At 67.1% G+C, this 24335-nt stretch carries 24 protein-coding genes; 13 read left to right on the top strand and 11 right to left on the bottom strand.

What is annotated here, in order from left to right; genetic code table 11:
• Positions 1 to 41: 41 nt before the first annotated feature.
• Genes ACFTR6_RS07950 through ACFTR6_RS07940 form a run of 3 tightly spaced genes read right to left on the bottom strand, consistent with a single transcriptional unit; the run spans position 42 to position 2555 of the window.
• Positions 42 to 272 (bottom strand): nitrilase-related carbon-nitrogen hydrolase, encoded by a 231-nt coding sequence (locus tag ACFTR6_RS07950; protein WP_377957482.1) that lies wholly within the window; start codon positions 270 to 272, stop codon positions 42 to 44.
• 41 nt (positions 273 to 313) lie between these two features.
• Complete coding sequence (locus ACFTR6_RS07945; RefSeq protein ID WP_377957481.1) at positions 314 to 1666, bottom strand: APC family permease; 1353 nt, start codon at positions 1664 to 1666, stop codon at positions 314 to 316.
• A 10-nt stretch (positions 1667 to 1676) separates the two neighbouring features.
• On the bottom strand, positions 1677 to 2555 hold the full coding sequence (locus ACFTR6_RS07940) for a carbon-nitrogen hydrolase family protein (protein WP_377957480.1): 879 nt from the start codon (positions 2553 to 2555) through the stop codon (positions 1677 to 1679).
• Positions 2556 to 2650: 95 nt separating this feature from the next.
• On the opposite strand from ACFTR6_RS07940, the gene ACFTR6_RS07935 reads away from it, so the two are divergent.
• Positions 2651 to 3424 carry a FadR/GntR family transcriptional regulator gene (locus tag ACFTR6_RS07935; RefSeq protein WP_377957479.1) on the top strand — a complete coding sequence of 258 codons (774 nt, stop codon included), beginning with the start codon at positions 2651 to 2653 and terminating at the stop codon, positions 3422 to 3424.
• Here ACFTR6_RS07935 and ACFTR6_RS07930 read toward each other — a convergent pair whose 3' ends face one another.
• Positions 3425 to 4180, bottom strand: coding sequence for a TetR/AcrR family transcriptional regulator C-terminal domain-containing protein (locus tag ACFTR6_RS07930; protein WP_377957478.1), 756 nt, complete (start codon positions 4178 to 4180; stop codon positions 3425 to 3427).
• 109 nt (positions 4181 to 4289) lie between these two features.
• On the opposite strand from ACFTR6_RS07930, the gene ACFTR6_RS07925 reads away from it, so the two are divergent.
• The 3 genes from ACFTR6_RS07925 to ACFTR6_RS07915 all read left to right on the top strand — a co-directional run bounded on the left by ACFTR6_RS07925 (position 4290) and on the right by ACFTR6_RS07915 (position 7156).
• A complete protein-coding gene (locus ACFTR6_RS07925; RefSeq protein WP_377957477.1) occupies positions 4290 to 5351 on the top strand; it encodes an NAD(P)-dependent alcohol dehydrogenase in 1062 nt (353 codons plus the stop codon).
• Positions 5352 to 5360: 9 nt separating this feature from the next.
• Positions 5361 to 6107, top strand: coding sequence for a DUF2306 domain-containing protein (locus tag ACFTR6_RS07920; RefSeq protein ID WP_377957476.1), 747 nt, complete (start codon positions 5361 to 5363; stop codon positions 6105 to 6107).
• A gap of 119 nt (positions 6108 to 6226) precedes the next feature.
• Positions 6227 to 7156: an NADP-dependent oxidoreductase gene (locus ACFTR6_RS07915; protein ID WP_377957495.1), complete on the top strand. Its 930-nt coding sequence runs from the start codon at positions 6227 to 6229 to the stop codon at positions 7154 to 7156.
• Between the two features lie 88 nt (positions 7157 to 7244).
• Here the strand turns inward: ACFTR6_RS07915 and ACFTR6_RS07910 are convergent, their stop codons facing one another.
• Positions 7245 to 8342 carry a TerC family protein gene (locus ACFTR6_RS07910; RefSeq protein ID WP_377957475.1) on the bottom strand — a complete coding sequence of 366 codons (1098 nt, stop codon included), beginning with the start codon at positions 8340 to 8342 and terminating at the stop codon, positions 7245 to 7247.
• Positions 8343 to 8552: 210 nt separating this feature from the next.
• On the opposite strand from ACFTR6_RS07910, the gene ACFTR6_RS07905 reads away from it, so the two are divergent.
• Positions 8553 to 9854, top strand: a complete 1302-nt coding sequence (locus ACFTR6_RS07905) for a hemolysin family protein (RefSeq protein WP_377957474.1) — start codon at positions 8553 to 8555, stop codon at positions 9852 to 9854.
• A gap of 37 nt (positions 9855 to 9891) precedes the next feature.
• On the opposite strand, the gene ACFTR6_RS07900 is transcribed toward ACFTR6_RS07905, so the two are convergent.
• Complete coding sequence (locus tag ACFTR6_RS07900; protein WP_377957473.1) at positions 9892 to 12246, bottom strand: chromosome segregation ATPase; 2355 nt, start codon at positions 12244 to 12246, stop codon at positions 9892 to 9894.
• A 339-nt stretch (positions 12247 to 12585) separates the two neighbouring features.
• On the opposite strand from ACFTR6_RS07900, the gene ACFTR6_RS07895 reads away from it, so the two are divergent.
• On the top strand, positions 12586 to 13056 hold the full coding sequence (locus ACFTR6_RS07895; protein ID WP_087874497.1) for a DUF4383 domain-containing protein: 471 nt from the start codon (positions 12586 to 12588) through the stop codon (positions 13054 to 13056).
• A 125-nt stretch (positions 13057 to 13181) separates the two neighbouring features.
• On the opposite strand, the gene ACFTR6_RS07890 is transcribed toward ACFTR6_RS07895, so the two are convergent.
• Positions 13182 to 13502 (bottom strand): GYD domain-containing protein, encoded by a 321-nt coding sequence (locus ACFTR6_RS07890; protein WP_377957472.1) that lies wholly within the window; start codon positions 13500 to 13502, stop codon positions 13182 to 13184.
• 300 nt (positions 13503 to 13802) lie between these two features.
• On the opposite strand from ACFTR6_RS07890, the gene ACFTR6_RS07885 reads away from it, so the two are divergent.
• From ACFTR6_RS07885 to ACFTR6_RS07875, 3 genes are all read left to right on the top strand, one after another.
• Positions 13803 to 15464: a LuxR C-terminal-related transcriptional regulator gene (locus ACFTR6_RS07885; RefSeq protein ID WP_377957471.1), complete on the top strand. Its 1662-nt coding sequence runs from the start codon at positions 13803 to 13805 to the stop codon at positions 15462 to 15464.
• Positions 15465 to 15596: 132 nt separating this feature from the next.
• Positions 15597 to 15920 (top strand): hypothetical protein, encoded by a 324-nt coding sequence (locus ACFTR6_RS07880; RefSeq protein WP_377957470.1) that lies wholly within the window; start codon positions 15597 to 15599, stop codon positions 15918 to 15920.
• Complete coding sequence (locus ACFTR6_RS07875) at positions 15898 to 17043, top strand: flavin-containing monooxygenase (protein WP_377957469.1); 1146 nt, start codon at positions 15898 to 15900, stop codon at positions 17041 to 17043. Before ACFTR6_RS07880 ends, ACFTR6_RS07875 begins: the two co-directional genes overlap by 23 nt.
• A gap of 15 nt (positions 17044 to 17058) precedes the next feature.
• On the opposite strand, the gene ACFTR6_RS07870 is transcribed toward ACFTR6_RS07875, so the two are convergent.
• Positions 17059 to 17895, bottom strand: coding sequence for an oxidoreductase (locus ACFTR6_RS07870; RefSeq protein WP_377957468.1), 837 nt, complete (start codon positions 17893 to 17895; stop codon positions 17059 to 17061).
• A gap of 118 nt (positions 17896 to 18013) precedes the next feature.
• Here ACFTR6_RS07870 and ACFTR6_RS07865 point away from each other — a divergent pair, with 118 nt between their 5' ends.
• Positions 18014 to 18691 (top strand): TetR/AcrR family transcriptional regulator, encoded by a 678-nt coding sequence (locus ACFTR6_RS07865; RefSeq protein ID WP_377957467.1) that lies wholly within the window; start codon positions 18014 to 18016, stop codon positions 18689 to 18691.
• A 93-nt stretch (positions 18692 to 18784) separates the two neighbouring features.
• Here ACFTR6_RS07865 and ACFTR6_RS07860 read toward each other — a convergent pair whose 3' ends face one another.
• From ACFTR6_RS07860 to ACFTR6_RS07850, 3 genes are all read right to left on the bottom strand, one after another.
• The gene (locus ACFTR6_RS07860) at positions 18785 to 19069 is read right to left on the bottom strand and encodes a DUF1540 domain-containing protein (protein WP_076798599.1); all 285 of its coding nucleotides are present in this window, start codon (positions 19067 to 19069) and stop codon (positions 18785 to 18787) included.
• Between the two features lie 71 nt (positions 19070 to 19140).
• A complete protein-coding gene (locus tag ACFTR6_RS07855) occupies positions 19141 to 20127 on the bottom strand; it encodes a siderophore-interacting protein (RefSeq protein ID WP_377957466.1) in 987 nt (328 codons plus the stop codon).
• Between the two features lie 112 nt (positions 20128 to 20239).
• A complete protein-coding gene (locus ACFTR6_RS07850) occupies positions 20240 to 21244 on the bottom strand; it encodes an ABC transporter substrate-binding protein (RefSeq protein ID WP_377957465.1) in 1005 nt (334 codons plus the stop codon).
• A gap of 126 nt (positions 21245 to 21370) precedes the next feature.
• Here ACFTR6_RS07850 and ACFTR6_RS07845 point away from each other — a divergent pair, with 126 nt between their 5' ends.
• From ACFTR6_RS07845 to ACFTR6_RS07835, 3 genes are read left to right on the top strand one after another with little or no spacing between them, the layout of a single operon-like run.
• Complete coding sequence (locus ACFTR6_RS07845; protein ID WP_377957464.1) at positions 21371 to 22438, top strand: FecCD family ABC transporter permease; 1068 nt, start codon at positions 21371 to 21373, stop codon at positions 22436 to 22438.
• Positions 22435 to 23526: a FecCD family ABC transporter permease gene (locus tag ACFTR6_RS07840; protein WP_377957463.1), complete on the top strand. Its 1092-nt coding sequence runs from the start codon at positions 22435 to 22437 to the stop codon at positions 23524 to 23526. Before ACFTR6_RS07845 ends, ACFTR6_RS07840 begins: the two co-directional genes overlap by 4 nt.
• Positions 23523 to 24335 (top strand): ABC transporter ATP-binding protein, encoded by an 813-nt coding sequence (locus ACFTR6_RS07835; RefSeq protein ID WP_377957462.1) that lies wholly within the window; start codon positions 23523 to 23525, stop codon positions 24333 to 24335. Before ACFTR6_RS07840 ends, ACFTR6_RS07835 begins: the two co-directional genes overlap by 4 nt.

Here is a 24335-nt window from a genome sequence, read left to right as displayed (position 1 = left end):
ATTGGACTCTAGACAAGCCCCACTCCACCCGGAGGTCTTCTTCATGTCACCGAACCACGCCGAGCGTCACTAACGTCCGTGGTCAATACATCTAGCGGCTCGGCCATAGCCGGGAAGGACGCGTCCACGACCTTCTTCTCGTACGTGGCGTACTCCGGGAAGGCCACCAGCGCGGCGCCGTCGGCGGCCGCGGACGCGGCGAACCTGTCGATCGCGGCCAGGTTCGCCTGGATGTCCGCGCCGGACTCCAGCTGCCCGAGCGCTATCCTCACGCCCGCTCCTTCCATCCCAAAAGCATCCGGTACAAAAAGCCTTAGGCGGCGGCCTCTACGGTGGCCTTCTCCGTCGTCGTCATTTCCGGCGGGGCCGCGCGGAAGCCGCGCGTGATCAGTGCCAGGACCACGACGCCCAGCGCCAGCCAGGACAGTCCCAGCGTAATGGCGTTGCCGTCCAGCTGGGAGAGCAGGTACGCGCAGATGATGGCGCCCACCGCCGGGACCAGAACGTAGGAGACCGCGTTCAGTTGCTCCCCCGCCCGGCGCCGGCGCACGTAGTGGAACACCACGGCAACGTTGACCAGCGTGAAGGCGGTGAAGGCGCCGAAGTTGATGAACGACGTCGACGTCGCCACGTCCAGGAAGATCGCGATCAGGCCCACGACGCCGGTGACCACCAGGTTCACCACCGGGGTGTGGAACTTCGCGTTCAGCCGGCCGAACACCGCCTTGGGCAGCACCGAGTCGCGGCCCATGGCGTAGACCAGGCGGGAGGCGCTGGCCTGCGCGGCCAGGCCCGAGGCGAACTGCGCCACCACCAGCCCGGCGAGGAACACAGCGCCGAAGAGCTGCCCGCCGATCTGCAGCGCGATGGCGCTGGCCGCGGACGCCGAGTCCTCGAACACGCTGCCCGGGTGCACCAGCTGGGTGACGTAGGAGACGGCCACGAAGATGCCGCCGCCGATAAGTGCGATGAGCATGATGGCCCGGGGCACGTTGCGGCGCGGGTCCACGGTCTCCTCGGTGAGGGTGGTGACGGCATCGAACCCGAGGAACGAGTACGCCGCGATGGCTGCGCCGGCGGAGATGGTGGCGAAGCTGGACGTGCCGTTGAAGAACGGCTCCGTGCTCGCCAGGCCGCCCGTGCCGGAGGCGGACACCACGCTGCCGATGGCCAGCGCCACGAAGATCACGATCACCAGCAGCTGGAACGCCATCAGCAGGTAGTTGGCCTTGTCCGCCACCTTGATGCCCAGGATGTTCAGGACCGTGGTGATGAGGATGAAGCCCACAATCCACAGCCACATGGGCACGCCCGGGAACTGCGCGTTCAGGTACGAGCTGCCGATCAGCCAGATCACCATGGGCAGGAACAGGTAGTCCAGCAGGATCGCCCAGCCCACCAGGAACCCCATCCGAGAATCGATGGACTTCCGCACGTACGTGTAGGCGGAGCCGGCCACCGGGTAGGCCACCGCCATCCGGCCATAGCTGTGCGCCGTGAACAGCATGGCCACCATCGCCACGAGGTACGCCGACGGCGCCGCCCCGCCCGTGGTCTCAGCGATCAGGCCGAAGATGGCCAGGACGATCAGCGGGGTCAGGTACGCCAGGCCGAACAGCACCAGCGACGGCAGCTTCAGCGTGCGGGTGAGGGTTGGAGTGGTCACGTGGTTGTCCTTAAGCATTGAAAGTGGGGGGCGTCCAGGTCAGCGGATTGATCCGCCCCTGGTAGACGGGAAGCTCGACGGCGGCCTCGCCGTCCCGGAACTGGGACCAGGGACGGTTGAGGTTCTCCGTCCCGTGGGTGCGGACGTGCCCGACGGCGGCCAGGTCCAGGTCCGCTGTCAGCAGCACCTCTGCGTCGCCGTCGGCTTCCGTGATGGTGTTGCCCTCGGGGTCGACGATCAGGCTTTTTCCCTGGCCGGTGGGGCCGGCACAGTTGACGCTGACCACGAACACCTGGTTCACGATGGCGTTCGCCTTGGCCAGCACCAGCTCCTGGCGCCGGTCCGGGGTGGTGGTCTTGACGACGTTGAGGATCACCTCGGCGCCCATCCAGGCCAGCTGACGGGACACTTCCGGGTACCAGGCGTCGTAACAGATGTTCAGGCCCACCCTGCCGATGCCGGCCAGGTCCACGGTGGTGAACCGGTCGCCGGGGTCGTAGGGCTCGAACGGGCGCCAGGGGAAGATCTTCCGGTAGTAGCCGGCCAGTTCCCCTTCCGGGGACAGCACCAGCTGGGTGTTGAACAGCTGGCCTTCCGGGCCGCGCTCGCAGACGCTGCCCGGAACCAGCCAGATGCCCAGGTCCGCGGCCAGCTCCTTCAGCTCCTTGACGCGCGGGCCGCCCAGCGGCTCGGCCGAGTCCTGCAGCGCCTCGGTGCGCTGCCGGTCCGGGTTCCCGTCGCCGAAGAGGTGGAGCTCCGGGAAGACCACGAGCCTGCTGTCCGGCTTAGTCTCCAGGGCTGCCTTGACCTCGCCCGCGAAGGCTGACACGGGTTCGCCAATCAGCCGCGGCCGGGCCTGGGCAGCGATGAGGGGAAGGATGCGTTGCATGGGTTTTCTCCAGAACTGGGGTGTGATCTGGAATATATTAGATCAGAATGATCGAATTATGGGAAGGGGCGCCGATGCGCCGTAAAGTAGCGGGTATGACCCGACAGCTGGAGGACGCCTCCTCCCCCGCCGGCGCTTCCGCGATCGGCGGCAGCGCCTTGGCCGGCATCGACCGCCGCAGCGCTATCGACGCCGTCAGGCTGCGCATCGGTATGGCCATTTCGCTCGGGCTGCTGAAGCCCGGCGAGCGCCTGCCGGACCAGGAGGACGTGGCGCTCGGCCTTTCGGTCAGCCCGATCACGGCCCGCCGGGCGCTGGCGAGCCTGGCCGACCAGGGCGTGGTGGTGCGCCGCCGCGGCCGGGCCGGCGGGACGTTCGTGGCGGACGAGCCGCCACGGGATGTGCTGGCGGAGCTCACGGCATCACCGGCAGAGTCGCAGGCGGTGAACCGGTTGGTGGACCGGCGGCTGCTGTTCGAATGCGCGGTGACCCACTACGCGGCGGTTAACGCGACGGTCGAGCAGATCGATGAGCTGGAGCGGCTGACCCGCGAGATGGCTTCTTCGACGGACTGGTCCGGCTACCACCAGGCGGACGAGCAGTTCCACCAACTGGTGGGAACAGCCTCCTGCCTGGGGACCGCCGTCGGGGTTTATCACGAGACACTGGCCGAGCTCTACGCGTACTTCATCCCCTACCCCATCGAGCTGCTGCACAAATCCAACCGCGACCACATCGCGCTGGTGGCGGCGCTGCGCGCCGGAGACGGGGATACCGCCGTCGAGATCTCCCGGAAGCACGTGGACATCCTGCACCGGACCATGTTCATGGGGCTGGCCGACGGCGGCTCGGGACCTACGCCCGGGTGATCAGCTTCCCTTAGCCTGGGCCTTCTTGGCCTGCCGTGATGTCCATCCCTGCCGGTGGAGCCGTTCGAAGCCGTCCAGGAGCAGGTCGAGCGCAAACTCAAACTCGAACTGGTCGTCGCAGCCACGCCCCACCACGGAGCCTTCGTCATGGCTCGCGGCAGTGGCCACCTGGAGAATGTTCGGGTAGCGTGCCGCCATCTCCTCGAAGACCGCGGCCTGCGCCTCGGGGGACATCTCGCCGCCCGTTCCCCCGCCCGGGCCGGCAGAGTCATCGAACAGCTCCTGGGTGAAACCCCAGATACGGCTGCCCATGGCGTGCATGACGTGGTGCGTGAGATCCACCGAGAAGCCGCCGGCCAGGAACATGGCGATGAAGGAGTCCATGTACCCGAGGACGGCCGGGGTCTGGTTGGTCCGTGATTCCAGGACCTGCCGGGCCCACCGGTGCCGCTGGAGCACAGCCCTAGCCGAGAGCACCCTCAGCCTGACGGCGTTCTTCCAGTCTTCGCCGCCCGCCGCCGGGTCAATCACCGCCGGGTCAATCTCGGAGATGATCTCTTCGACCATGCCGTCGAGGAGCTCTTCCTTGTTGGCCACATGCTTGTAAAGCGCCATCGCCACGACGCCCAGCTCCTGCCCGAGCCTGCGCATGCTGAGCTCGTCGATGCCGACCTCGTCGGCCAGCGAGACGGCAGCCTGCAGCACGCGCTGCCGGTTCAGGCGTCCGCGCCGATGCTCTTCAGTCTGCTGGGCCATGGACCCTCCCTTTCGCACATTCAAATCTACGCCATTGACAGGTGTACGCCATACACCTAACCTGCTTCATAAGGTGTACGCCGTACACCAATCGGTGGAGGAGCTTCCCATGAAGACTCAGCAGGCAGCGGCAGGCTTTGACCGGCATCCGGCGCGGACAGACGGCCACGGCAACCCGGGCAGCACCATGCGGGCTGCAACCTACCGGCGGTTCGGCCCGCCCGACGTGGTCCGCGTGGAAGAAGTCCCCAAACTGGCACCGCGGCCGGATGAGGTCCTCATCAGAGTCCACGCCAGCACGCTCAGCGCCGCGGACCACCGCGCCCGCAGCCGCATCGTCCCCTCCGGCCTGAAAATCCTCACAGCTCTGGGACTGGGCATCGTCAGGCCACGGCACCGTGTTTTGGGCATGGACGTCGCCGGCGTGGTCGAAGCCACGGGATCCGCCGTCAGCAAGTTCCGGGCCGGCGACGATGTAGTCGCCATGCTCGGGGCAAAGTTCGGCGGGCACGCCGAATACGTGACGGTCGCCCAGGACGCAGCCATCACGGCCAAACCACGCAGCATGGGTTTCGAGGAGGCCGTCACGCTCGTTTTCGGCGGCCTGACAGCCCGCGGTTTCCTTGCCCGGGCTGACGTCAAGCCCGGCGACACCGTCCTCATCAACGGCGCCTCCGGTGCAGTGGGCACGGCCGCGGTGCAGCTGGCCAAGACCCTGGGCGCCCATGTCACGGCCGCCTGCAGCAGCGGAAACCGGGAACTCGTGACCGCCCTGGGCGCGGACCGGGTAATCGACTACACCATGGAGGACTTCGCCGCCGGGGACCGCACCTACGAGGTGATCTTGGATTGCGTGGGCAACGCCCCCTTTAGCCGGGTATCCAGCCGACTGAACCCGGGCGGAAAACTGCTCCTCGTCGTCGCCGACCTGAAGGGGATCCTCCTGGCCTCCGCACACACCCGCAGAAGCGGAAACCTCGTCACCGCCGGGGACCTCCAGCTCCGGTACACCGCCGAAGACCTCGCATCGCTCGTCCGCCTCGCGGAAGCGGGCCGCTACCGGGCCGTCGTCGACCGTACCTACACCCTCCCCGAGATCGCCGAAGCGCACCGTTACGTCGACGCCGGACGCAAAAGGGGAAACGTCGTCATCCGGGTCTCCGGCGAGTAGGAGATTCCCGTGAACACCACCAGAAATGCCACCCAGGTTCCCGGTCAGACCGTCAGCTCCGGACCAAGTTCGCCAAAACGACGGCGGCACGGCTGGCTGGTGCCTACCGGCCTGATCGTCCTCACGCTCATCCCGGTGCTCGCCGGAGCGGCACGTCTCACCGAACTGACCGGCGGCGCTGCCATCACGCCGAGGAACGAGAGGTTCTTCACCTCCCCCGTCCCGGTGGTCGCGCACATTATCAGCGCCACGGTCTACTCCCTCCTGGGAGCCTTCCAGTTCAGCCCTTCCCTCCGCCGGGGCAGGCGCAACTGGCACCGGGCGGCGGGACGCATCCTCATACCCGCCGGTTTCCTCGTGGCCCTGTCCGGCGTGTGGATGGCCCTGTTCTACGAACTTCCGCCCAGCGACGGGTTCCTCCTGCTCATCCTCCGGCTGGCCTTCGGCAGCGCCATGCTGGTGAGCCTCATCCTCGGAGTCCTTGCCATCTGCCGGAGGGATTTCGCCCAGCACGGCGCCTGGATGACCCGCGCCTACGCCATCGGAATTGCGGCCGGAACACAGGCACTCATCCTCATCATCCCGGAGCTCCTCACGGGCCCGCCCGACGTGACAACCCGCGCCCTCCTCATGGGGGCTGCCTGGATCATCAACCTGACGGTGGCCGAGTACGTCATCCGCCGCCGCACCCGGCGCAACAGGAAGGCACCGCCAACCCGCGCCGACCGGACGGCGACAACCTTCCCTGGGCGATAGATACCTCCGCAAATAGCTGCGCACGCCTGAACCAGTCCGATGCCCGGGCTGCCGGTGCGATACAACACTTCGTGTCCGCATCCGGAATAGCGAAGTCCGGGCACGCGGTTGTGGCAACCATGAAGGCAATCACCTACAGCAGATACGGAAACCCGGACGTCCTCGAATACGGCGACCAGCCGATGCCCAAAGTCGGGCCCGGAATGGTCCTGGTCAAGGTCAGGGCAGCCGCAGTGAACCCGGTGGACTGGAAGATCATGGCCGGCTACCTGGACGCAGCACTGGACCTGGGGTTCCCTGCGATCCCCGGCTGGGACGTGGCGGGGGTCGTGGAGTCGGTGGGCATCGATGCCCGGCAGTTCAAGCCCGGCGACGAGGTCATCGCCTATGGCCGCAAGGACTACGTCCATGGCGGAAGTTTTGCCGAGTACATCGCGCTGCCGGAGCGGGTCTTGGCACGGAAGCCTGCCTCGCTGGGATGGAATGAAGCGGCGGGCCTGCCCCTGGCCGGGCTGACCGCCTACCAGGTCCTCAACCGGTTGGGCGTGAAAGCGGGCGAAACTGTTCTGATCCACGGCGGTTCCGGGGGCGTGGGGTCGCTTGGCATCCAGATCGCCGTAGCCATGGGCGCCAGTGTCATTGCCACCGCCTCGGAGAAGAACCACGAATTCGTCCGCTCACTGGGTGCCGAGCCCGTTGCCTACGGGGACGGGCTCGCAGACCGCGTGCGCGCGCTGCGCCCTGACGGCGTGGACGTCGTTGCCGATTTCGTGGGCGGGAACCTCGAAGCAACGCTGGCGGTGCTGGCCGAAGGAGGCCGGCATGCTTCGATCGCCGACAGTGCGGCGGAGAAGCATGGCGGCACCTGGATGTGGGTCACCCCCGTAGGTGCCGACCTGCAGGAACTGGCCGACTTGGTGGACAGCCGGAACATGCATGTTGAAGTTGCCGAAGTCTTCCCGCTGGAAAAGGCCGCGGATGCCTTCCGGTCCAACATGGAGGGACATACGCGCGGCAAGATCATCGTTGCCGTGGACCAGGATTCCTGACCCCGCGCTCAAAACGGCAGGCCGGCGACGGCGGCACCCAAGCCTTGGTGCCGCCGTCGTGCGTCCTGCGGGGGTAGCCAGCCGGAGGCTACCGCCTGCTGCGGGCCGTGGAGTCCGTGTCCTCACCCACGCCAGCCTCCGCATCCTGGTGTGCGACGGCCGCCGCGGAGGTGCGGTCATGGACCGCACTGTCACCGCGGGCACCCTCGCCGCCGTCGCCAACCCGGCTGCTGCGGGTCTTGGCCAGGCTGGCCACCGTGGCCACCAGGATGGTGACTGCGATGAAGAGCAGTGAGAACCAGATGGGGATCTCAGGCACCCACAGGAGCGGCTGGCCACCGTTGATGAAGGACACCTCGTTGACGTGCAGGGCGTGGAAGACCAGCTTCACACCGATGAACGCCAGGATGACCGCCAGGCCCTGTGCGAGGTACACCAGGCGTTCCAGCAGTCCTCCGATGAGGAAGAACAGCTGCCGCAGGCCCATCAGGGCGAAAGCGTTGGCGGTGAAGACGATGTACGACTCGCCCGTCAGGCCGTAGATTGCGGGAATCGAGTCGACCGCGAAGATCAGGTCCACGAAGCCGATGGCAATGATGGTGAGCAGCATCGGCGTCACGAACCGCTTGCCGTCCAGGTTCACAGTGAGCCTGTCCCGGTGGTAGTCCGGGGTGACCGGCAGGACGCGGCGCACGAATTTCATGAACCTGCCGTCGGCCGGGTTGCTGTCATGGCCGCCGAAGGCCTGCCGGTACGCGAGGAAGAGCAGCAGGGCGCCGAAGATGTAGAACACCCAGGAGAAGTTCTCAATCAGCGCGGCCCCGATGGCGATGAAGCCGCCGCGCAGGATGAGGGCGATGATGATGCCCACCATCAGCACCTTCTGCTGGTACTTCTTGGGGACAGCGAACCCTGTCATCACGATGAGGAAGACGAACAGGTTGTCGACGGACAGGGCTTTTTCGGTGAGGTAACCGGCGAAGTACTCGCCGCCGAACGTCCAGCCCGAGACCATTCCAATCCCGACGCCGAATAGCAGCGCGAGTCCGATGTAAAACGCCGACCAGCGCGCCGATTCGCCGATTGACGGTTCGTGGGGTTTGCGGACGTGCGCGAAGAACTCGTAGACGAAGAACAGGATGGTCACGGCTATGGTGACGATCCAGACCAGAGGGGTTGCCTGCATGGTGGGTACTCCAAAGGGGTAGGCGCTGACATGTACGCCAAGGTCTCCTCCGCCCGGTTGAACCGGCGCCGGTGGCCCGGGATGCACCGCTGCATCCGTATTGACGGGCCACTCACAGACGGGAGTACTCCCCTTGATGGGTTAATCCTAACTGATCAACGGGCGACGGCGGCACCGGCGGTTCGGCGGTGCATTCGGTAGTGTCGGCGCATGGATGCCGACACTCTGGTCAATTTCCTGCTGGTCCTCTTTTTCGTGCTGCTGGGAGGAGTCTTCGCGGGCACGGAAATGGCGCTCGTTTCCCTGCGCGAGAGCCAGGTGCGCAGGATGGAGAAGGCAGGAAAACACGGAGCCAAGATTGCAGCCCTGGCCGGGAATCCCAACCTTTTTCTCTCCACCGTGCAGATTGGCGTGACGCTCTCCGGCTTTTTCTCGGCCGCCTACGGCGCCTCCACTATCTCACCTGACTTGGCGCCCCTCCTCGAGGCTGCGGGACTGGGCCCCGCGGCCGAGACTGTGGCTTTCGTCGGCATGACGGTGCTGGTGTCCTATCTCTCCCTGGTGCTGGGTGAGCTGGTACCCAAGCGGCTGGCCATGCAAAGCGCGGCCGGTTTCGCGAAGGTCCTGGCCCCGCCCCTGTTCGCCCTCTCGCAAATCATGCGGCCGGCCGTCTGGCTGCTGTCGGTGTCCACCAACGCGGTGGTCAGGCTCTTTGGCGGTGACCCCCATGCACGGCAGGAAAGCATCAGCGCGGAGGAACTGCGGGACATGGTGACGCAGAACGGCCGGCTGGAGGAGCACAGCCGGAACATAGTGAGCGACCTTTTCGGCGCCCGGACCCGCACCCTGCAGGAGGTCATGCGGCCCCGGACGGATGTGGCTTTCATCGACGGCGCTCTGAGTATTTCTGCCGCCCGCAGCATGGTGAGGGATGCCCCCTATTCGCGCTATCCGGTGATTGGCAAGACACCGGACGACGTCCTGGGCTTCGTCCATATCCGCGACCTGATGCCCCGCGATGCCGAGTACGACCAACGGCAGGTGAAGGACATTGCCCGCGAGATTCTCCCCCTGCCGGGAACCAACATGGTGCCGCCGTCGCTGTCCCGGATGCGCAAGCTGGGCCGCCAGATAGCGCTGGTAGTGGATGAATACGGGGGCACGGACGGGATCGTCACCGTGGAGGATCTGCTGGAGGAACTCTTGGGCGAGATCTACGACGAGTACGACACCTCGGCTGAGCCCGAGGACCGCGTCACCATGGAAGACGGGGCGGTGGAGGTCGACGGCGGACTGATACTGCAGGAATTCGAGTCGGCGTCCGGGATAGCGCTCCCCGAGGGGCCCTATGAAACGGTGGCCGGCTTCGTCATCGACCAGCTGGGCCGTCTGCCCTGTGCGGGCGACCGGGTGGAAGTGTCCGGGCACGTGCTGACGGTGACGGCGATGAACCGGCTCCGCATCGCACGCATCCGGGCGACTCCCTCGGGCACGAAGGCGGCGGCAGAATAGGTGCTGGCCATTCTCCCAGCCCGCCTGGCAACACCGGTCACGCGACGCAGCCGCCCAGGATGATCTGGCCGTCGATGGCCTTGATCCTGTTCTGGACAGCGCCGAGCTGGTCTTCGAGTCCCAGGACGGTTGCCCGCTGGGCCGTGACGGCCAGCTTGTTCTGTTTCTTCTGCGACTCAAGCCCGCGAAGCACGATTTGGGCGTCGGTGAGCTGCTCGTCGAGCGTCGTCAGTTGCGCCTGCAGCGTTTTCATTAGGGCTTCGGTCGCGCTGATCTGATCGTTCAGGCTGGCCAACTCGGCCAGGAGCGGGGCAACCCGGTTCTGAAGGTCGAGGACTTCGGCCTCCTTGGCGGAAATCTGGGAGTTGAGTCCGGTGAGTGCGGCAACCAAGGCATCCAGCTCCGAAGTCAGGCCGGCGATTTCGGCCTTTTTCGCGTCAACCGCAGCGTTCGCCGTCGACACGGCATCCTCAAGCCCGGGAAGCTCGGCGTTCAGCGAGGCGATGTCGGCTTGCTTCGCGTCCACCGCCTGGTTGGCCTGCGTGAGTGCGGACTGGGCCTCCACCAGCTCGGCTTGAAGTCCGGCAAGCACCGTCTTCTGGTCGGTTATGGCCTGTTCGGCCGCGGCTACGCCGTCCGTGAGGCCCGGCAGCGCCGCCTCCAGGTCGCTGACAATCTTTTCCTGCGCGGCCACCGCCTGATCGGCGCTGGCGACGGCGGCCTGCAGGGCCGGAAGTTGGCCCTGCAGGTTTGCCAGCTCCCCTTGTTTGGCGGTGACGGCGGAGTCCGCCGCATTCACCGCGTCCTGGAGCGCGGGAAGCTGGCCCTGCAGGGTGGCGATTTCGGCTTCCTTCGCCGCCACTGAATTGTTCGTGACGGTCAGGGACGCCTGGAGTGGGGCCGCCTGCTGCTGCAGCGCGCTGCTTTCCTGCTGCTTGGCCAGGAGCTGGGTGTTCAAAGTATTGACTTGTGCCTGGAGCGTGGTGAGGTCGCCGGACAGAGTTGCAATCAGCGTGTTCTTGTCCGTGATCTGGGCGTTCACCGTATTGAGTTGGCCCTGCTTCGCGTCCCGTTCGGCGACGAGGTCACGCTTCAGCCTTGAGTTGCCGTTGATGTCGGCGATCCGGGCATCAAGTTCGGCAATCTGGCTGGCGAATGTCGCCTGCTGCGACTGCAAGGCAGCAAAGTCGCCTTGGGCCGCGGTCAGGGCCGCCTGCTTGGCCGTGATCTGCGTGTTGAGGTCATTGATTTGGGACTCGAGTCCGGCAATGTCTGCCGCCGCATCGTCAATGGCGGCGGCGTTCGCCGTAACGGCCTCGGCAGCCGCCGTGGCATTCGTCTGCAGCGTTACCAATTCGGCCTGCGCCTGGCTGATCTGCGCGTTCTTGGCCGCCAGCGCGTCAGCCGCCTGGGTGGCCGCCGACTGCAGCGCCGCCAGCTCTCCCTCGGCCTGCGTGACCTCGGCATTCTTGGCGGCCAGCGCCGTGGCGGCCTGATCCGCCTCCGACTGCAGGCCGGCGAACAGGACCTTGGCTTCGGCCACTTTCTCCTTTTGGGCGTCGAGCTCGGCCTGCGCTGCCAAACCGGCAGCCTGCAACCGCGCCAGCTCCGCCTCGGCGTCGCTGACAGCCTGGGCCGCAGACGAGGCCGCCGCCGCTGCAGCTGTTGCGGCGTCGGTGAGCGCTGCAAGATCGGCTTCCGCCTGGGAGATCTCGGCTTTCTTTGCCTCAAGGGCGTCGGAAGCGGCCTCCGCGGCGGCCTCCAGTGCTGCCTGTTCTCCTTGGGCGGCCTTGATCCGGTCTTCCTGAGCCGAGATGTCTCCCTGAACGGCCTGGGCCTGGGCGGTCAACTGCTTGAGGTCGGCCTGCGCAGCCGCGAGCTGGTCCAGGAGAGGCGCCAGCCGGTTCTCGACGTCGTTCCGCTGCTCCTCCAGGTCTGTCAACTGCGCGGAGGTATCAGCCGCAGCAGCAGCGGTGGACGCTTTCGTGGCCTCAAGCGTGGCAAGTGCATCCTCCGCGGCCTTGAGGTCGCCGTCGAGCTTCGCCTCTTCCGCTTCCATGGCCGCGATGGCGGCGTTATCCGCATTGATTCGCTGCTGGAGGTCCGCCGAGGTGCCCTGCAGGGCTGCCCGTTCAGCTTTGAGCGAGGCGATCAGCTCGGCGTTCTTGCGGGCGGCGGCCTTGAGCAGGTTCTCCTGCACCGTGCCCCGGTGGGCGGTCTGGTTCACCACGCCGTTGCAGATGGCGGCCGGTGCGGGAGCGGTGTCGGCACTGGCCAGCGGAGCGAAGACCAGCATTCCCGTGACGATTCCCGGAATGACGACGGCGGCCGCGAGCCGGCCCGCGCGGACAAACGAATGTGTGCGGACAACGGAAGAACGTGCACTGCGCATTAGGACCCCAGCGAGTAGATGTGTGGAGGTGGTCGAAGTCGACCGCCGCGGAAGGCCAATGTATCGGCCGTCCTACTGGGAAGGCACCGGGGGCAGATACCCGACTTTTGCCGCGCATCCACCTGTTTTCCCGACGAAAGGACCGTTGCTACTCGGGTACCCCTTCCAGGGACAGAATGCGAACATGTCCCCCGCCCGGAATGCTCCGGCAAGCGCTTTTTCCCTGCACACGCGCGGTTTTCAGGAGTAGGCTGTGGACGTCGGCAGGTTTCCTGCGACTCCTGCCGCGAGGCCGGTTCTCCACCCGGAGAGCCGGTAACCCGCGTGAAAGGGAGACTAATGACTACCGCTTCACCTCACGCGCACCACCACGCCATGGGGTTGTCCCTTCACAACACCGCCATGGGTCTTGGTGCGGTTTTCCTGCTGGTTGGCGTCCTCGGGTTCATCCCGGGAATCACCACCAACTACGGCGCCATGAACTTTGCCGGGCATGAGTCCGGGGCCATGCTGCTTGGCGTGTTCCAGGTATCCGTGCTGCACAACATTGTCCACCTGCTGTTCGGGGCGGCCGGCATTGCCATGGCCCGGACAGACCGGATGGCACGCATGTTCCTGCTGGGCGGCGGCGCCGTCTACCTGGTGCTGTGGATCTATGGCCTCATCATCGACTGGAACACGGCAGCCAACTTCGTCCCGTTCAACAGTGCCGATAACTGGCTTCATCTGATCCTCGGCCTCGCCATGGTCGGCCTAGGCCTCTGGCTCGGCAGGGATGTAACGGACCGGACGCGGGGAACCGTTCCATAGCGCGACCCACAGTTCGCGAAAAACCAGTTCACGGAAAACCAACGACGGCGGCCGTCACCCGGGCAGGAAATCTGCTCAGGGGGCGGCCTCCGTCATTTACTCCAACAAACAAACGCGCCCTGATCCTATTTACCGGGAGCCCTGTACGACGGCGTCTTCTTGGATGCTTCGTCAATCTCCTCAGGCGTCAGGAGCGGCTTGAGGCGCACGTATACGTTGCCCGACGAATTGATCATCAGCGCAAGGGCTGCCGCGCTGGCCGTGTCCGGGACATCGAAGATACCCAGGACATCGGTGCTCCCGAAGGCGTAGTAGAAACTCTCGAGTGAGCCGCCCACGGAGCTGAGGGCCTCCTCCAGCGCGGCACGCCGCTGGGTGCCGCCTTCACGCAAGAGCCCCTTGATTCCGTCTCCCACATAATTGGCTTCAAACAGGTACTTGGTCATGGTTTTTCCTGTCCATTGCAACCAGGACGCGGGCACCCGAGGACATGCCTGACACCCAGGGCGAAGGGTCCTGGAACGGTCCCCCAAATGGGGCTGTGCGCACAGCGTAGGCCCACATCCCTGCACTGACAACGGCCCCCTGACAACGGCCAGGGCAAACTCCGCGGAGGGAGTACCAGCCGGGCCTGACGGAAAGCGGAGCCCGGCGGTAGCCTGAAGGGAAAATACGGGCTGCGGCCGCCGGCACAAGCCCGGCAACGCACTCCGGTTGCGGTCCATCACCCGGGACGGGAGACGCCGATGTCTTCACTCGCAGAGGGACGGGAAGCCTACGCCGAACGGCGCTGGCCGGACGCCGTCGGGCAGTACACGGCAGCCGAGCGCGACACCGAACTGCCGGCCACCGACCTGGAACAGCTGGCCACCTCCGTCATCCTCGCCGGCGGGCCTGCTGAGGGCACGGACATTCTGGCCCGGGCACACCTGAAGTACCTTGCCGACGGCGACTACGACTCCGCCGCCCGGTGCGCGGCCTGGACAGGGCTGAACCTCATGCTGCAGGGAGAACCGGCGCGCGGTGCAGGCTGGTTTGCCCGGGGCCGGCGGATCGTCGAGGACCTCCCCGCTCCCTGCCGCTTCGAGGGCCTGCTGTTCGTCCCCGTCGGGCTGGGCGCCCTGTACCAGGGAGATGGGGCAGCCGCGGCGGAGGCCTTTGCCCGTGCCGGCGAACTCGGCCGGCAGCGTGGCGATCCGGATGCCGCGGCGCTCGGCATGCTCGGCCTCGGCCAGGCAACCATCCTGCTCGGCCGGTTCGAGGAAGGCCTGGCCCTGCTGGACGAGGCCATGGTGGCCGCGACCGTCGGGGAAGTGTCCCCGTTCCCCGCCGGGATCATCTACTGCGCCGTGATTGAGACCTGCCGTCTGGCCTTCGACCTGCACCGGGCGCAGGAGTGGACCCGCGCGCTGGACCGGTGGTGCCAGGCACAGCAGCACCTGGTGTTCTTCAGCGGCCAGTGCCAGATGCACCGTGCCGAACTCTACCGGCTGCACGGCGCGTGGTCCGAGGCGCTGGACGCCGCCACAACCGCCCAGGATCTTGCCTTCCGCGGGGATCCGATGGCCATCTACGGCAGCTTCTATGAGCAGGGCGAAATCCACCGGTTGCGCGGCAACTTTGACGACGCCGAGGCCTGCTACCTGCACGCCCTCGAGACCGGCTTTCCGCCCCAGCCTGGGCTGGCGCTCCTCCGCCTGGCCCAGGGCAGGCCGGACCAGGCCCAGGCCCTGTTGCGGCAGGCCATGACCGGGGTCGGGCCCGACTACCGCCGCCGGATGCTCGCTGCCTGTGTCGACATCGAACTCGCCGCCGGCGATGCGGAGGCGGCACGGGCCGCCGCCGAAGAGCTGGCCTCGCTGTCCGGCGCGCTTGACATGCCCATGCTGCATGCCCTGGCCGACCAGTCCCGGGCCGCCCTGCTCCTCCACGACGGCGACGCCGCGGCCGCCCTCGTGCTGGTCCGCCGCGCGTGGTCCCGCTGGTTCAGCCTCGACGTGCCGTTTGAGGCAGCCCGCTGCCGCGCCCTGATGGCAAGTGTCTGCGCCGCGCTCGGCGATGAGCAGTCCGCCCGTCTGGAGCGCGCGGCGGCACGGACAGTCTTTGCCGAGCTGGGCGCGGCGCCGGCACTCTCGGAGCTCGAGGAGCCGGAGCCGACGCCGGTTGGCCGGGCAGTGGCGGCCGGGCCTGCTTTGCCATCCACCGATAACGACGCCGGGCCGCTCACCGCGCGCGAAACCGAGGTCCTGCACCTGGTCTCCGCCGGACTGAGCAACCGGGACATCGCCGCCGAGCTGTTTATCAGTGAGAAGACGGTGGCGCGGCACCTGAGCAATATCTTCACCAAGCTGGGCCTGACCTCCCGGGCCGCGGCCACGGCCTACGCCTACCAGCACGGACTGGCCTGAACCTTTCCTTACAGATAGCCCTGCACAGAAACCCCTGCACAGAAATACCCATTCCCCGCCAGCCGAATTCCCCCGCGGAAATGGGTAATTCGCCCGATTCACCGCGCCGCAACGAAAAATAGCGTTGGTGGCATGAACGTTTCAGTTCTCGCAGGAACGGTTTCCAGCATCCTCTTCGCGGTGAGCTACCTGCCCATGCTGCTCAAGGCCCTCCGCACCAGGGATCTCGACTCCTTCAGCCTCGGCTACCTCGCGCTGAGCAACGTCGCCAATGCAGTGCACTCCGTATACGTCTTCAGCCTCCCGCCAGGACCGATCTGGCTGCTGCACTGCTTCTACGCCTCCGCCTCCGCGCTGCTGCTCATCTGGTTCCTGCAGTTCCACAGCGTTCATAACCGCCCAACCGCACCTGCAACATCAAGGAGGAACCACCATGAACACCACCCCAGCAACTGACACCGGCGGTACCGCCAGCACCGCCGCCGTCGACACCGTCATCATCGGCGCCGGACAGGCCGGCCTGGCGCTGGGCTACTACCTGGCCCGGCAGCACCGGAACTTTGTGATTCTCGACGGCGGCACCCGGGTCGGCGATTCGTGGCGCACCCGCTGGGATTCCTTGCGCCTGTTCACCCCGGCCAAGTACAACGGGTTGCCCGGCCTGCCCTTCCCCGGCGATCCGCTCGCCTTTCCCACCAAGGACGAGCAGGCGGACTATCTGGAGGACTATGCCTCCAGGTTCCATCTGCCGGTTCGGCCCAACACAGCAGTCACCCGGGTGAGCCACAACGGGCAGCGGTTCCAGGTCGCGGCGGGGGCGCAGCGCTGGACGGCCTCGAACGTGGTCCTCGCCACCGGGGCCTGCAACGTCCCCAGGATCCCGGGCTTTGCGGCGGACCTGCCGTCCGACGTCGTGCAGCTGCACTCGAACGCCTACAAGAACCCGGCCCAGCTCCAGCCCGGCCCTGTCCTGGTGGTGGGTCTGGGCAACTCCGGCGCGGAGATCGCCTTGGAGACCAGCCGGACGCACGAGACCTGGCTGGCCGGCACGGCCCGTGGAGCGGTCCCGTTCCGGCACGGCCGGACCGCGGCCCGGTTCTTTATCCCGGCGGTCCGCTTCGCCGGGCTCCACGTGCTGAACAGGAATACGCCGGTGGGGCGCAAGGTGCTGCCCAAACTCGCGTCAATGGGCAGGCCGCTGATCCGCACCAAGGTCCCGGATCTCAGCGCCGCCGGGGTCCAGCTGGTGCCGCGGGTTTCGGGAGTGCAGGGCGGCGAGATAGTGCTCGACGACGGGCGGCGGCTTCCGGCCGCGAACGTCATCTGGTGCACCGGCTTCCGGGAGGACTACTCGTGGCTGGACCTTCCGTCCCTGCCGGCGGACTGGCGGGAGCAGCAGCACCGCGGGATCGTGGATGCGCTGCCGGGCCTGTACCTGCTGGGAAACGATCTGCTGTTCGCCGCGGCATCCGAAACCCTGCCCGGCGTGTGCCGGGACGCCAGGTACCTGGCGAAGCACGTGGCCACCGCGCGGGAACCACGGAAGGACGCTGCCGTTCGGGCCGGGCTGGCCGCCTGACCGTGGTCGGGCTTCTCAGGCCGGTACGCCGGCGAAGCGCTTGATAAGCGAGTCGAACGTGCGGTCGGGCAGGGTCCGGCTGAGCCAGATCAAGGGGGTTGCCCCGATGCCGACGCTGTAGCGGGTGCGCGGCTTGCGGGCGGTGGCCGCTTTTACGATGGCGCGGCCCACGACCTCGGGCGGCGACGCGAGCCGGTAGCCCGGCACCGAGCTCGCAGAGAGCGTCTTGCTCATGGCCTCCGCCTGCACGCGGTACGGTCCGTGTCCGGAGGTGGCGCGCAGCTTGCCGGCGGCGATGGCGCCCCATTCGCTGCGGGTCCCGCCGGGCTCGACGAGGACGACGTCGATGCCGAACTGCGCGAGCTCCAGGCGCAGCGCGTCGCTGAGGCCCTCGACGGCGTACTTGCTGGCGTGGTACCAGGCGCCCAGCGGGGTCGCGAACCGGCCACCCATTGAGCTGATGTTGATGATCGTGCCGCTCTCCTGGCTCCGCATGTGGGGCACCACCAGCTGCGTCAGCCGCGCGAGCCCGAGCACGTTGACGTCCAGCTGGGCCTGCGCCTCGGCGAGCGGGGCTTCCTCCAGGGAGCCGTAGGAGCCGTAGCCGGCATTGTTGACGAGGACGTCGATGCGCCCCTCGTCCGTAATGATGCACTCGACGGCGGCCCGTGCCGACGCGTCGTCCGTGACGTCGAGCGAGAGCGTCCGGATGCCCGCCTGCTCGAGGGCGGCCATCCGGTCCGCCCGCCGCGCTGCAGCGTACACCGTGAAGCCGGCGTCGTGCAGCTGGCGGGCAGCCACCTCGCCGATTCCTGACGAACCGCCGGTGACGAGTGCAACCTTCTTGTCCATGTCCATTTCCAATCCCTTGTCCTGGCTGACTCCGGCCCACCCCTAAAGGACCGCTGGTCTCTAATATAAGAGACCCCTGTTCTACAGTCAAGAGACCTCCGGTCTGTAACATGTGGTCATGAGTACATTTCAGAGGGCCAGAAGCGAGGACCAGCGGGAGGCCAGGCGCCAGGCCATCCTGCAGACGGCAGCGGGGATGCTGGCCGAGATGCCGGTCTCTGCGGTCAGCCTCAATGAGCTCAGCCGGCGGGTGGGGCTGGCGAAGTCGAACGTGCTGCGGTACTTCGATTCCCGCGAGGCGGTGCTGCTCGACCTGCTCGTGCAACTCGCAGGAGACTTCTTCACACAGGTCGGGCAACAGTTGCCCGAGGCCGTCGAGGCGCATGGTCCGGTTCGGGCACGGGCCGAAGGCGTAGCCGCGACACTGTCAGCGACGCTCGCGGCGCATCCGACGCTGTGCGAGCTGCTCAGCGTCCAGGCGGGCGTCCTCGAGCACAACGTCTCCGCGGAGACGGTGGCGAAGTACAAGCGGGACGGTTACAACAGCCTCGCCGGATTCACGGGCGTACTTCGCCAGGTCCTCCCGGAGTTCAGCGAGGAGGAGGCCGCCGAAGCAACGAGGACCATCGTGGTGTTTGCCGGCGCGCTGTGGACGCACGCCAATCCACCCCGGAGCGTCCGGGACGCGTATGCCGCCGACCCGTCCCTCGTCTTCCTGCCCGAGGGTTTCGCGGGGTCCCTGGAGCGGACCATCAGCATCGTCCTCATGGGGCTGCTGGCGGACAAAGCGGAATAGCCGCCGGGACATTGGGATGTCCCGGCGGCAGCTCTGCTTACCCGGCCCAACGGCTTATCGGCAGGGGCCGGCGGCTACTGGGCCCTGTGCGGATTACCGGTGGGCGTAGGTCAGGCAGTCGGCGTTGTCCTTGCCCGGGCCCACGTGGACTTCGGGGGCCTGGCACATCAGGTGGTCGTTGTGGACGCACTCAGTGCGCTGGCAGGCTCCGACGTCGGCCAGCACCTTGGGCAGCCCGCCGTGGCTGCCGGTGTCGATGAAGGTTGCGCAGTGGGCGTGGTCTTCGGCCCCGCCGACCGTGATGGCTGCGGCGTTGCAGTTGGTGTGGTCGTTGAAGGAACAGTTGGTTACGCTGCAGTCCGCGACGTGCGATGTCATGTTCGGATCCTCCGTACTCCGGCGCCCGGTCTGGCCGCTCGTTGTTCCTAAGGTAGGCCTGCTGGCGCCCATCAAAAAGACCCAATTGTTTGACGTAATTGCGGTGCCGGCCCTAGCCGGCGACGCCCGTCAGCGGCTGCAGAGCTCCGGTCCTGCACCGGTGTCCCGTTGACTCCGGATCCAGCCTTGCCCAGGCTCCAGTAGCCGCGGAATTCAGACACTTTGGGGTTCAGGCCGACGCGGTCCACCAGGTACCGGCGGAGTGTTTTGACCGTTCCGGCTTCTGCCCCAATCCATGCGTACAGAGTGCCCGGATCCGTTCCGGTCTGCTCCGTAGCGGCAGGGAGGGTGTGCTGGACGGCGTCGAACAGCAGGTCCCCACGCTGTGCCTGCACGGGTGTGCGAGGCAGCCACGCCACTTCGATGCCGGAGTTGGTGGCGATGTCCTGGATGTCCGCCGCGTCCGGGACTTCCAGGAACGCGTGGCCGCTGATGCCGGCGGGAAGTGCTTCCAGCACGGAGCAGATGGCCGGGACGGCGGTTTCATCGCCCGCCAGGAAAACCCGGCGGGCTTCCTGCGGCGCCCATCTGATTCCGGTTTCGGACGGCAGCCGGGCCGGGACGGTGGCATCGGGTCCGATGAGCAGCGCCGGCTGTCCCGGAGCAGCGCCTGCCGCCCAGTCGGAGCCCGGCCCGCTGCCGCCGTGGGCATGCAGGACAAAGTCGACGTCCAGTTCCGTGCCGCTTGGAGTGGTTCGTTTGGTCCGCACTGTGTAGCTGCGGATGAAGCCGCGCGCGGGCTGTTCCGTCCTCAGCCAGTCCTGGTACCAGCCTTCGTAAAGGGTGCCGTCCGGCGCCCCCGGCCTGGACAGGGTGTGGCCGGGCACCGGCAGCAGCAGCTTGATTCTCAAATCCAGCGTGGGTCCCGGGACGCCAAAGCGCTGCAGGGACGGCCCGGTGAAGGTGATGCGCCGAAAGGTCGCGGAGATGTCCTGCACCCTGCTGACGGTTACATCGAAAACCCGTGCCGGGTAGCAGGCCGGTAATGCGGCGGTCATCAGGTACTCCTTTTCCGGGCGGTCGGTCCGGGCAGGCCGGTCGAAACGTGGCAGTGACGCGGCGGCCGGGCCAGGTGTGTGCTTCCTGGCCCGGCCGCCGCCTCCGGCTGGGCTACGGCTGGTGCGGGTCCACGCCGTAGTGCTCTGCCAGGTCGGTGATTACCGCGTGCGCGCCCTGGATGCTGACGGACGCGAGGAAGGTGGCGTCCTCAACAGGCTTGACGTCACCCTGCAGCTTCTTCCAGAGCGGGTTGGACTGGAACTTCTCCTGCTGGGCGCGGGCCTTGTCTCCTTCCTCGCCCGGCGGGGTGAAGGCACTGACCATGACCAGGCCGGCGTCGCCCTTCAGGATCTGCTCCGAGGAGAGCGGGACGAAGATTTCGGACTCGCTGTCCGGGGCATCCTTGGGACGGGGGATGCGCATGTCGGCCATGATCTCGCCGATGAAGGAGTTGGAGGAGTACAGGCGTGCGGTGTCCCCGCCGGTGAACCGGATCAGGGAGTACGTTGCGTCAGGCTTCTTGGCGAGGATTTCGGCGCCCACCTTCTGGGCCCGCTCCTCATAGGCCTTCACCAGCTCCTCGGCCTTGGCCTTCTTTCCGAGGGCCTCCCCGAGGAAGACGACGTTCTCCTTCCAGGTGGGGCCCGTGCTGACGGAGAAGATGGTGGGAGCGATCTTGGACAGCTGCGGGTAGAGCGCCTCATGCCGGACCTTGGCGGAGACAATCAGATCCGGCTGCAGTTCGAGGATCTTTTCCAGGTTGGGTTCTGCCAGCGTGCCCACGTTGACGGAGTCCTTGGTGGCCTCGGCAACGTCGCCGAGGTACGGGGCGAAGGGGGCCTTCGGGTCCTGGCGGTACTGCACGTAGCCCACCAGGTCGGCTTCGAGCAGGAGGGCGGCATCGATGTAGCTCGGGTCAAGCGCAACGACGCGCTTGGGGGCCGCGTCGATGGTGGTGGAGCCCATGGTGTGTTCCATGGTCAGGGGGTAGCCGGCGGATCCTGCCGCCTGGGTCGTGGGCTGGGTGGACGCCGCCGGGGCGCCGCAGCCTGCAGTGGCCAGCAGGGCCAGGGCGGCAGCGGCAGCACCGAGCTGCTTGAGGATGCGTGTTTTCACGGAGTTACTTTCGAAACGGTGTGTCGGGGATGAGACATCTTAGGAGAGGCTTACCTATGTCTGCCGTAGACTGTAGCAGGCTTTGGGGATTTAGCTCACACATTAGTGACGTAATTGAAGGATGACGTGAAGACAGTTGAGACAGCGGCTACGGCGCCCGCCGCAGCGCAGCGCACAGCTGCTCCCCCGGTCGGCCGGGGCGCCCGGAAACGCGGCCTTTGGTGGCTGGCCATCACGGGAGCAGCCTTTGCCGCCGCCGTGGTCCTGAGCATCTGCATCGGCGGCCAGCCCTCGTCGCTGCAGGACGCCTGGCACGCGGTGGTGACCCCCGATGGCAGCGTCATGGACCTCACCATCCGTGAACTGCGGTGGCCCCGCACCGTCCTGGCCGTTGTGGCCGGAATCTGCCTCGGCCTGGCCGGAACCCTTGTCCAGGGCCACACCCGGAACCCCGTAGCAGACCCCGGCCTGCTGGGCATCAACCAGGGCGCAGCGCTGCTGATCGTCGCCGCGACGGCGCTCACAGGTGAACTGCCGGCACTGACCCAGGCCGGGCTGGCCTTTGCCGGCGCCCTGGCCGCGAGCGTCCTGGTGTTCGCCATCGGCTCGGCCGCCCGGCACGGGTCCACACCCGTCACGCTGGTGCTCGCCGGGGCTGCCGTCACCGCCCTCTGCTCCGGGCTCGTCGCGGGAATCGTCCTGCTGAACGACCAGGCCCTGGACACACTCCGGTTCTGGCAGGTCGGCTCCCTCGTGGGGCACAGCGGCGTAATCGGGGTGATCTGGCCCTTCGTGCTGGCGGGAGCCGTGCTCGCGGTCCTGAACATCCGCCCACTGAACGCCCTCGCGCTCGGGGCGGACACCGCCGTCTCGCTCGGGATCTCCGTCTTCAAGGCACGGGCCACGGGGATCGCGGCCATCACGCTCCTGGCCGGATCGGCCGTGACCATGGCCGGCCCCATCGCCTTCGCCGGGCTGCTGGTCCCGCACCTCACCCGCGCCCTCACCGGACCGGATTACCGCATCCTGCTCCCTGTCTCGGCCATCACCGGCGCCACCTTGCTGCTGCTGGCGGACACTGCGGGCAGGGTCATCGCCCGGCCCGGCGAACTCTCCGTCGGCGTGGTCCTGGCGGTCATTGGCGCCCCCTTCTTCATCCACCTGGCCCGCCGACGCAGGCTGGCCACAGTATGACCACCACGGAAACGGCGCCGCGCAAGGGCACATTGCCCATCAGGGCCGTGCGGATCGGCCCGGTGTCCTTTCGGCTCAACCTTCGGGCCGTCGTCGTCGCAGCCGTCCTGGCCGCAGTCCTTCTTGGAGCGATGGCCCTGCACGTTGCCTTCGGCGGAACTCCCCTGCCGTATCCCGATGTCCTCAGGGCCCTGCTGGGCGACACCACCAATCCCCGCACCCACCTGGCGGTCACCGAATTCCGGGCCCCGCGGATGGTGGCGGCAGTGGTGGTGGGAGCATCCCTGGCCGCGGCTGGAGCGATCACCCAGACCGTGGCCCGCAATCCCCTCGCCAGCCCGGACCTGTTGGGGGTCACGGCCGGGGCTTCCCTCGGTGCCGTGGCTGTCCTCGTCATTGCCGGCGGCGGGCATGCCGGACTCAGCGGGATCGCCGCCACCGTGGGAATGCCTGCAGCCGCCTTCGCCGCCGGGATCGTCAGCGGCGTTGCCGTGTACCTGCTCGCCTACCGCCGGGGCCTGGACAGCTACCGGCTCGTCCTCGCGGGGCTCGGCATCACCGGCCTCGCCACAAGCCTGACCACCTGGATCCTTACCCTGGGCGACGTCACCAGCGCCGCGCAGGCGCTGACCTGGATGACCGGCTCACTGAACGGCAAAGACTGGGCGACCGTCCAGCCCATGGCGATTGCCGCCGTCGTTCTCATCCTTGCCGCCGTTGCCAGCGGCCGCTGGCTGCTGCTGACCGGCTTCGGTGAGGACACCGTCGTCGGACTCGGTGTACGGATCGGTGCCGTGCGCCTCACAGTCCTGACCATTGCGGTGCTGCTGGCCTCGATTGCCACTGTCACCGCCGGTCCCGTTGCCTTCGTGGCCCTTGCCAGCCCGCAGATTGCACGGTCGCTGACCGCCGGTGTCACGCCGCCTGTGGGGGTATCGGCCCTGGTGGGCGCGGTGTTCGTCCTGCTCGCGGACACCGTCTCGGCCAACGCGCTGGCCGTGCCGCTGCCGGTGGGCGTTGCCACCGCCGTCCTCGGCGCGCCGTTCCTGATCCACCTGCTCCTGAAGTACCAGCGGAGGCTGAGTTGAACACCCCCACCACGAGCCAGGCAGGCCTGAAGGCCGATAACCTGAGCCTCGGATACGACGGCCCGGCCATCATCCGGGACCTGACCCTGAGCATCCCGCACGCACAGGTGACCTCCATCATCGGACCCAACGGGTGCGGCAAATCCACACTGCTCCGCGGACTCGGCCGGCTCCTTCCGCCGCGTTCCGGGGATGTCCTCCTGGACGGTACCTCCCTTGCCGCGCACTCCACCCGGCACGTTGCCACCCGGATCAGCGTCCTCCCGCAGGCACCGTCCGCGCCCTCGGGCCTGACCGTGGCCGACCTGGTGTCCAGGGGCAGGCACCCGCGGCAAAAGTGGTACCAGCAGTTTTCCCTCGCGGACCAGGGCATCGTCGAGAACGCACTGGAGGCAACGGACATCCGCGAGCTGGCAGATACGCCGCTGGAGGACCTCTCAGGCGGGCAGCGCCAACGGGCCTGGATTTCCATGACGCTTGCACAGGAAACCGGCATACTCCTCCTGGACGAACCCACCACGTACCTGGACCTCGCGCACCAGGTGGACGTCTTGGAACTCGTCCGCCGGCTGAACCGCCAGCACAACAGGACCGTGGTGATGGTGCTCCACGACATCTCGCTGGCGGCCCGATACTCGGACCACATCGTTGCCATGAAGGACGGCCGGATCATTACCCAGGGCGCACCGGCCGACGTGATTACCCCCGAGCTGCTCCGGGAGGTCTTTGACCTGAACGCCCACGTGGTCAATGAGCCCACGGAGGGCCGGCCGCATGTCATCCCGCTCGGCCACGCAGCGCCGGCCTGA

Source organism: Arthrobacter sp. NPDC057009 (assembly GCF_042673905.1).
In the GTDB taxonomy this organism is placed as follows: domain Bacteria; phylum Actinomycetota; class Actinomycetes; order Actinomycetales; family Micrococcaceae; genus Arthrobacter.
The sequence above is the reverse complement of the archived record's forward strand: the minus strand, read 5'-3'. Positions and strand labels throughout refer to the sequence as shown.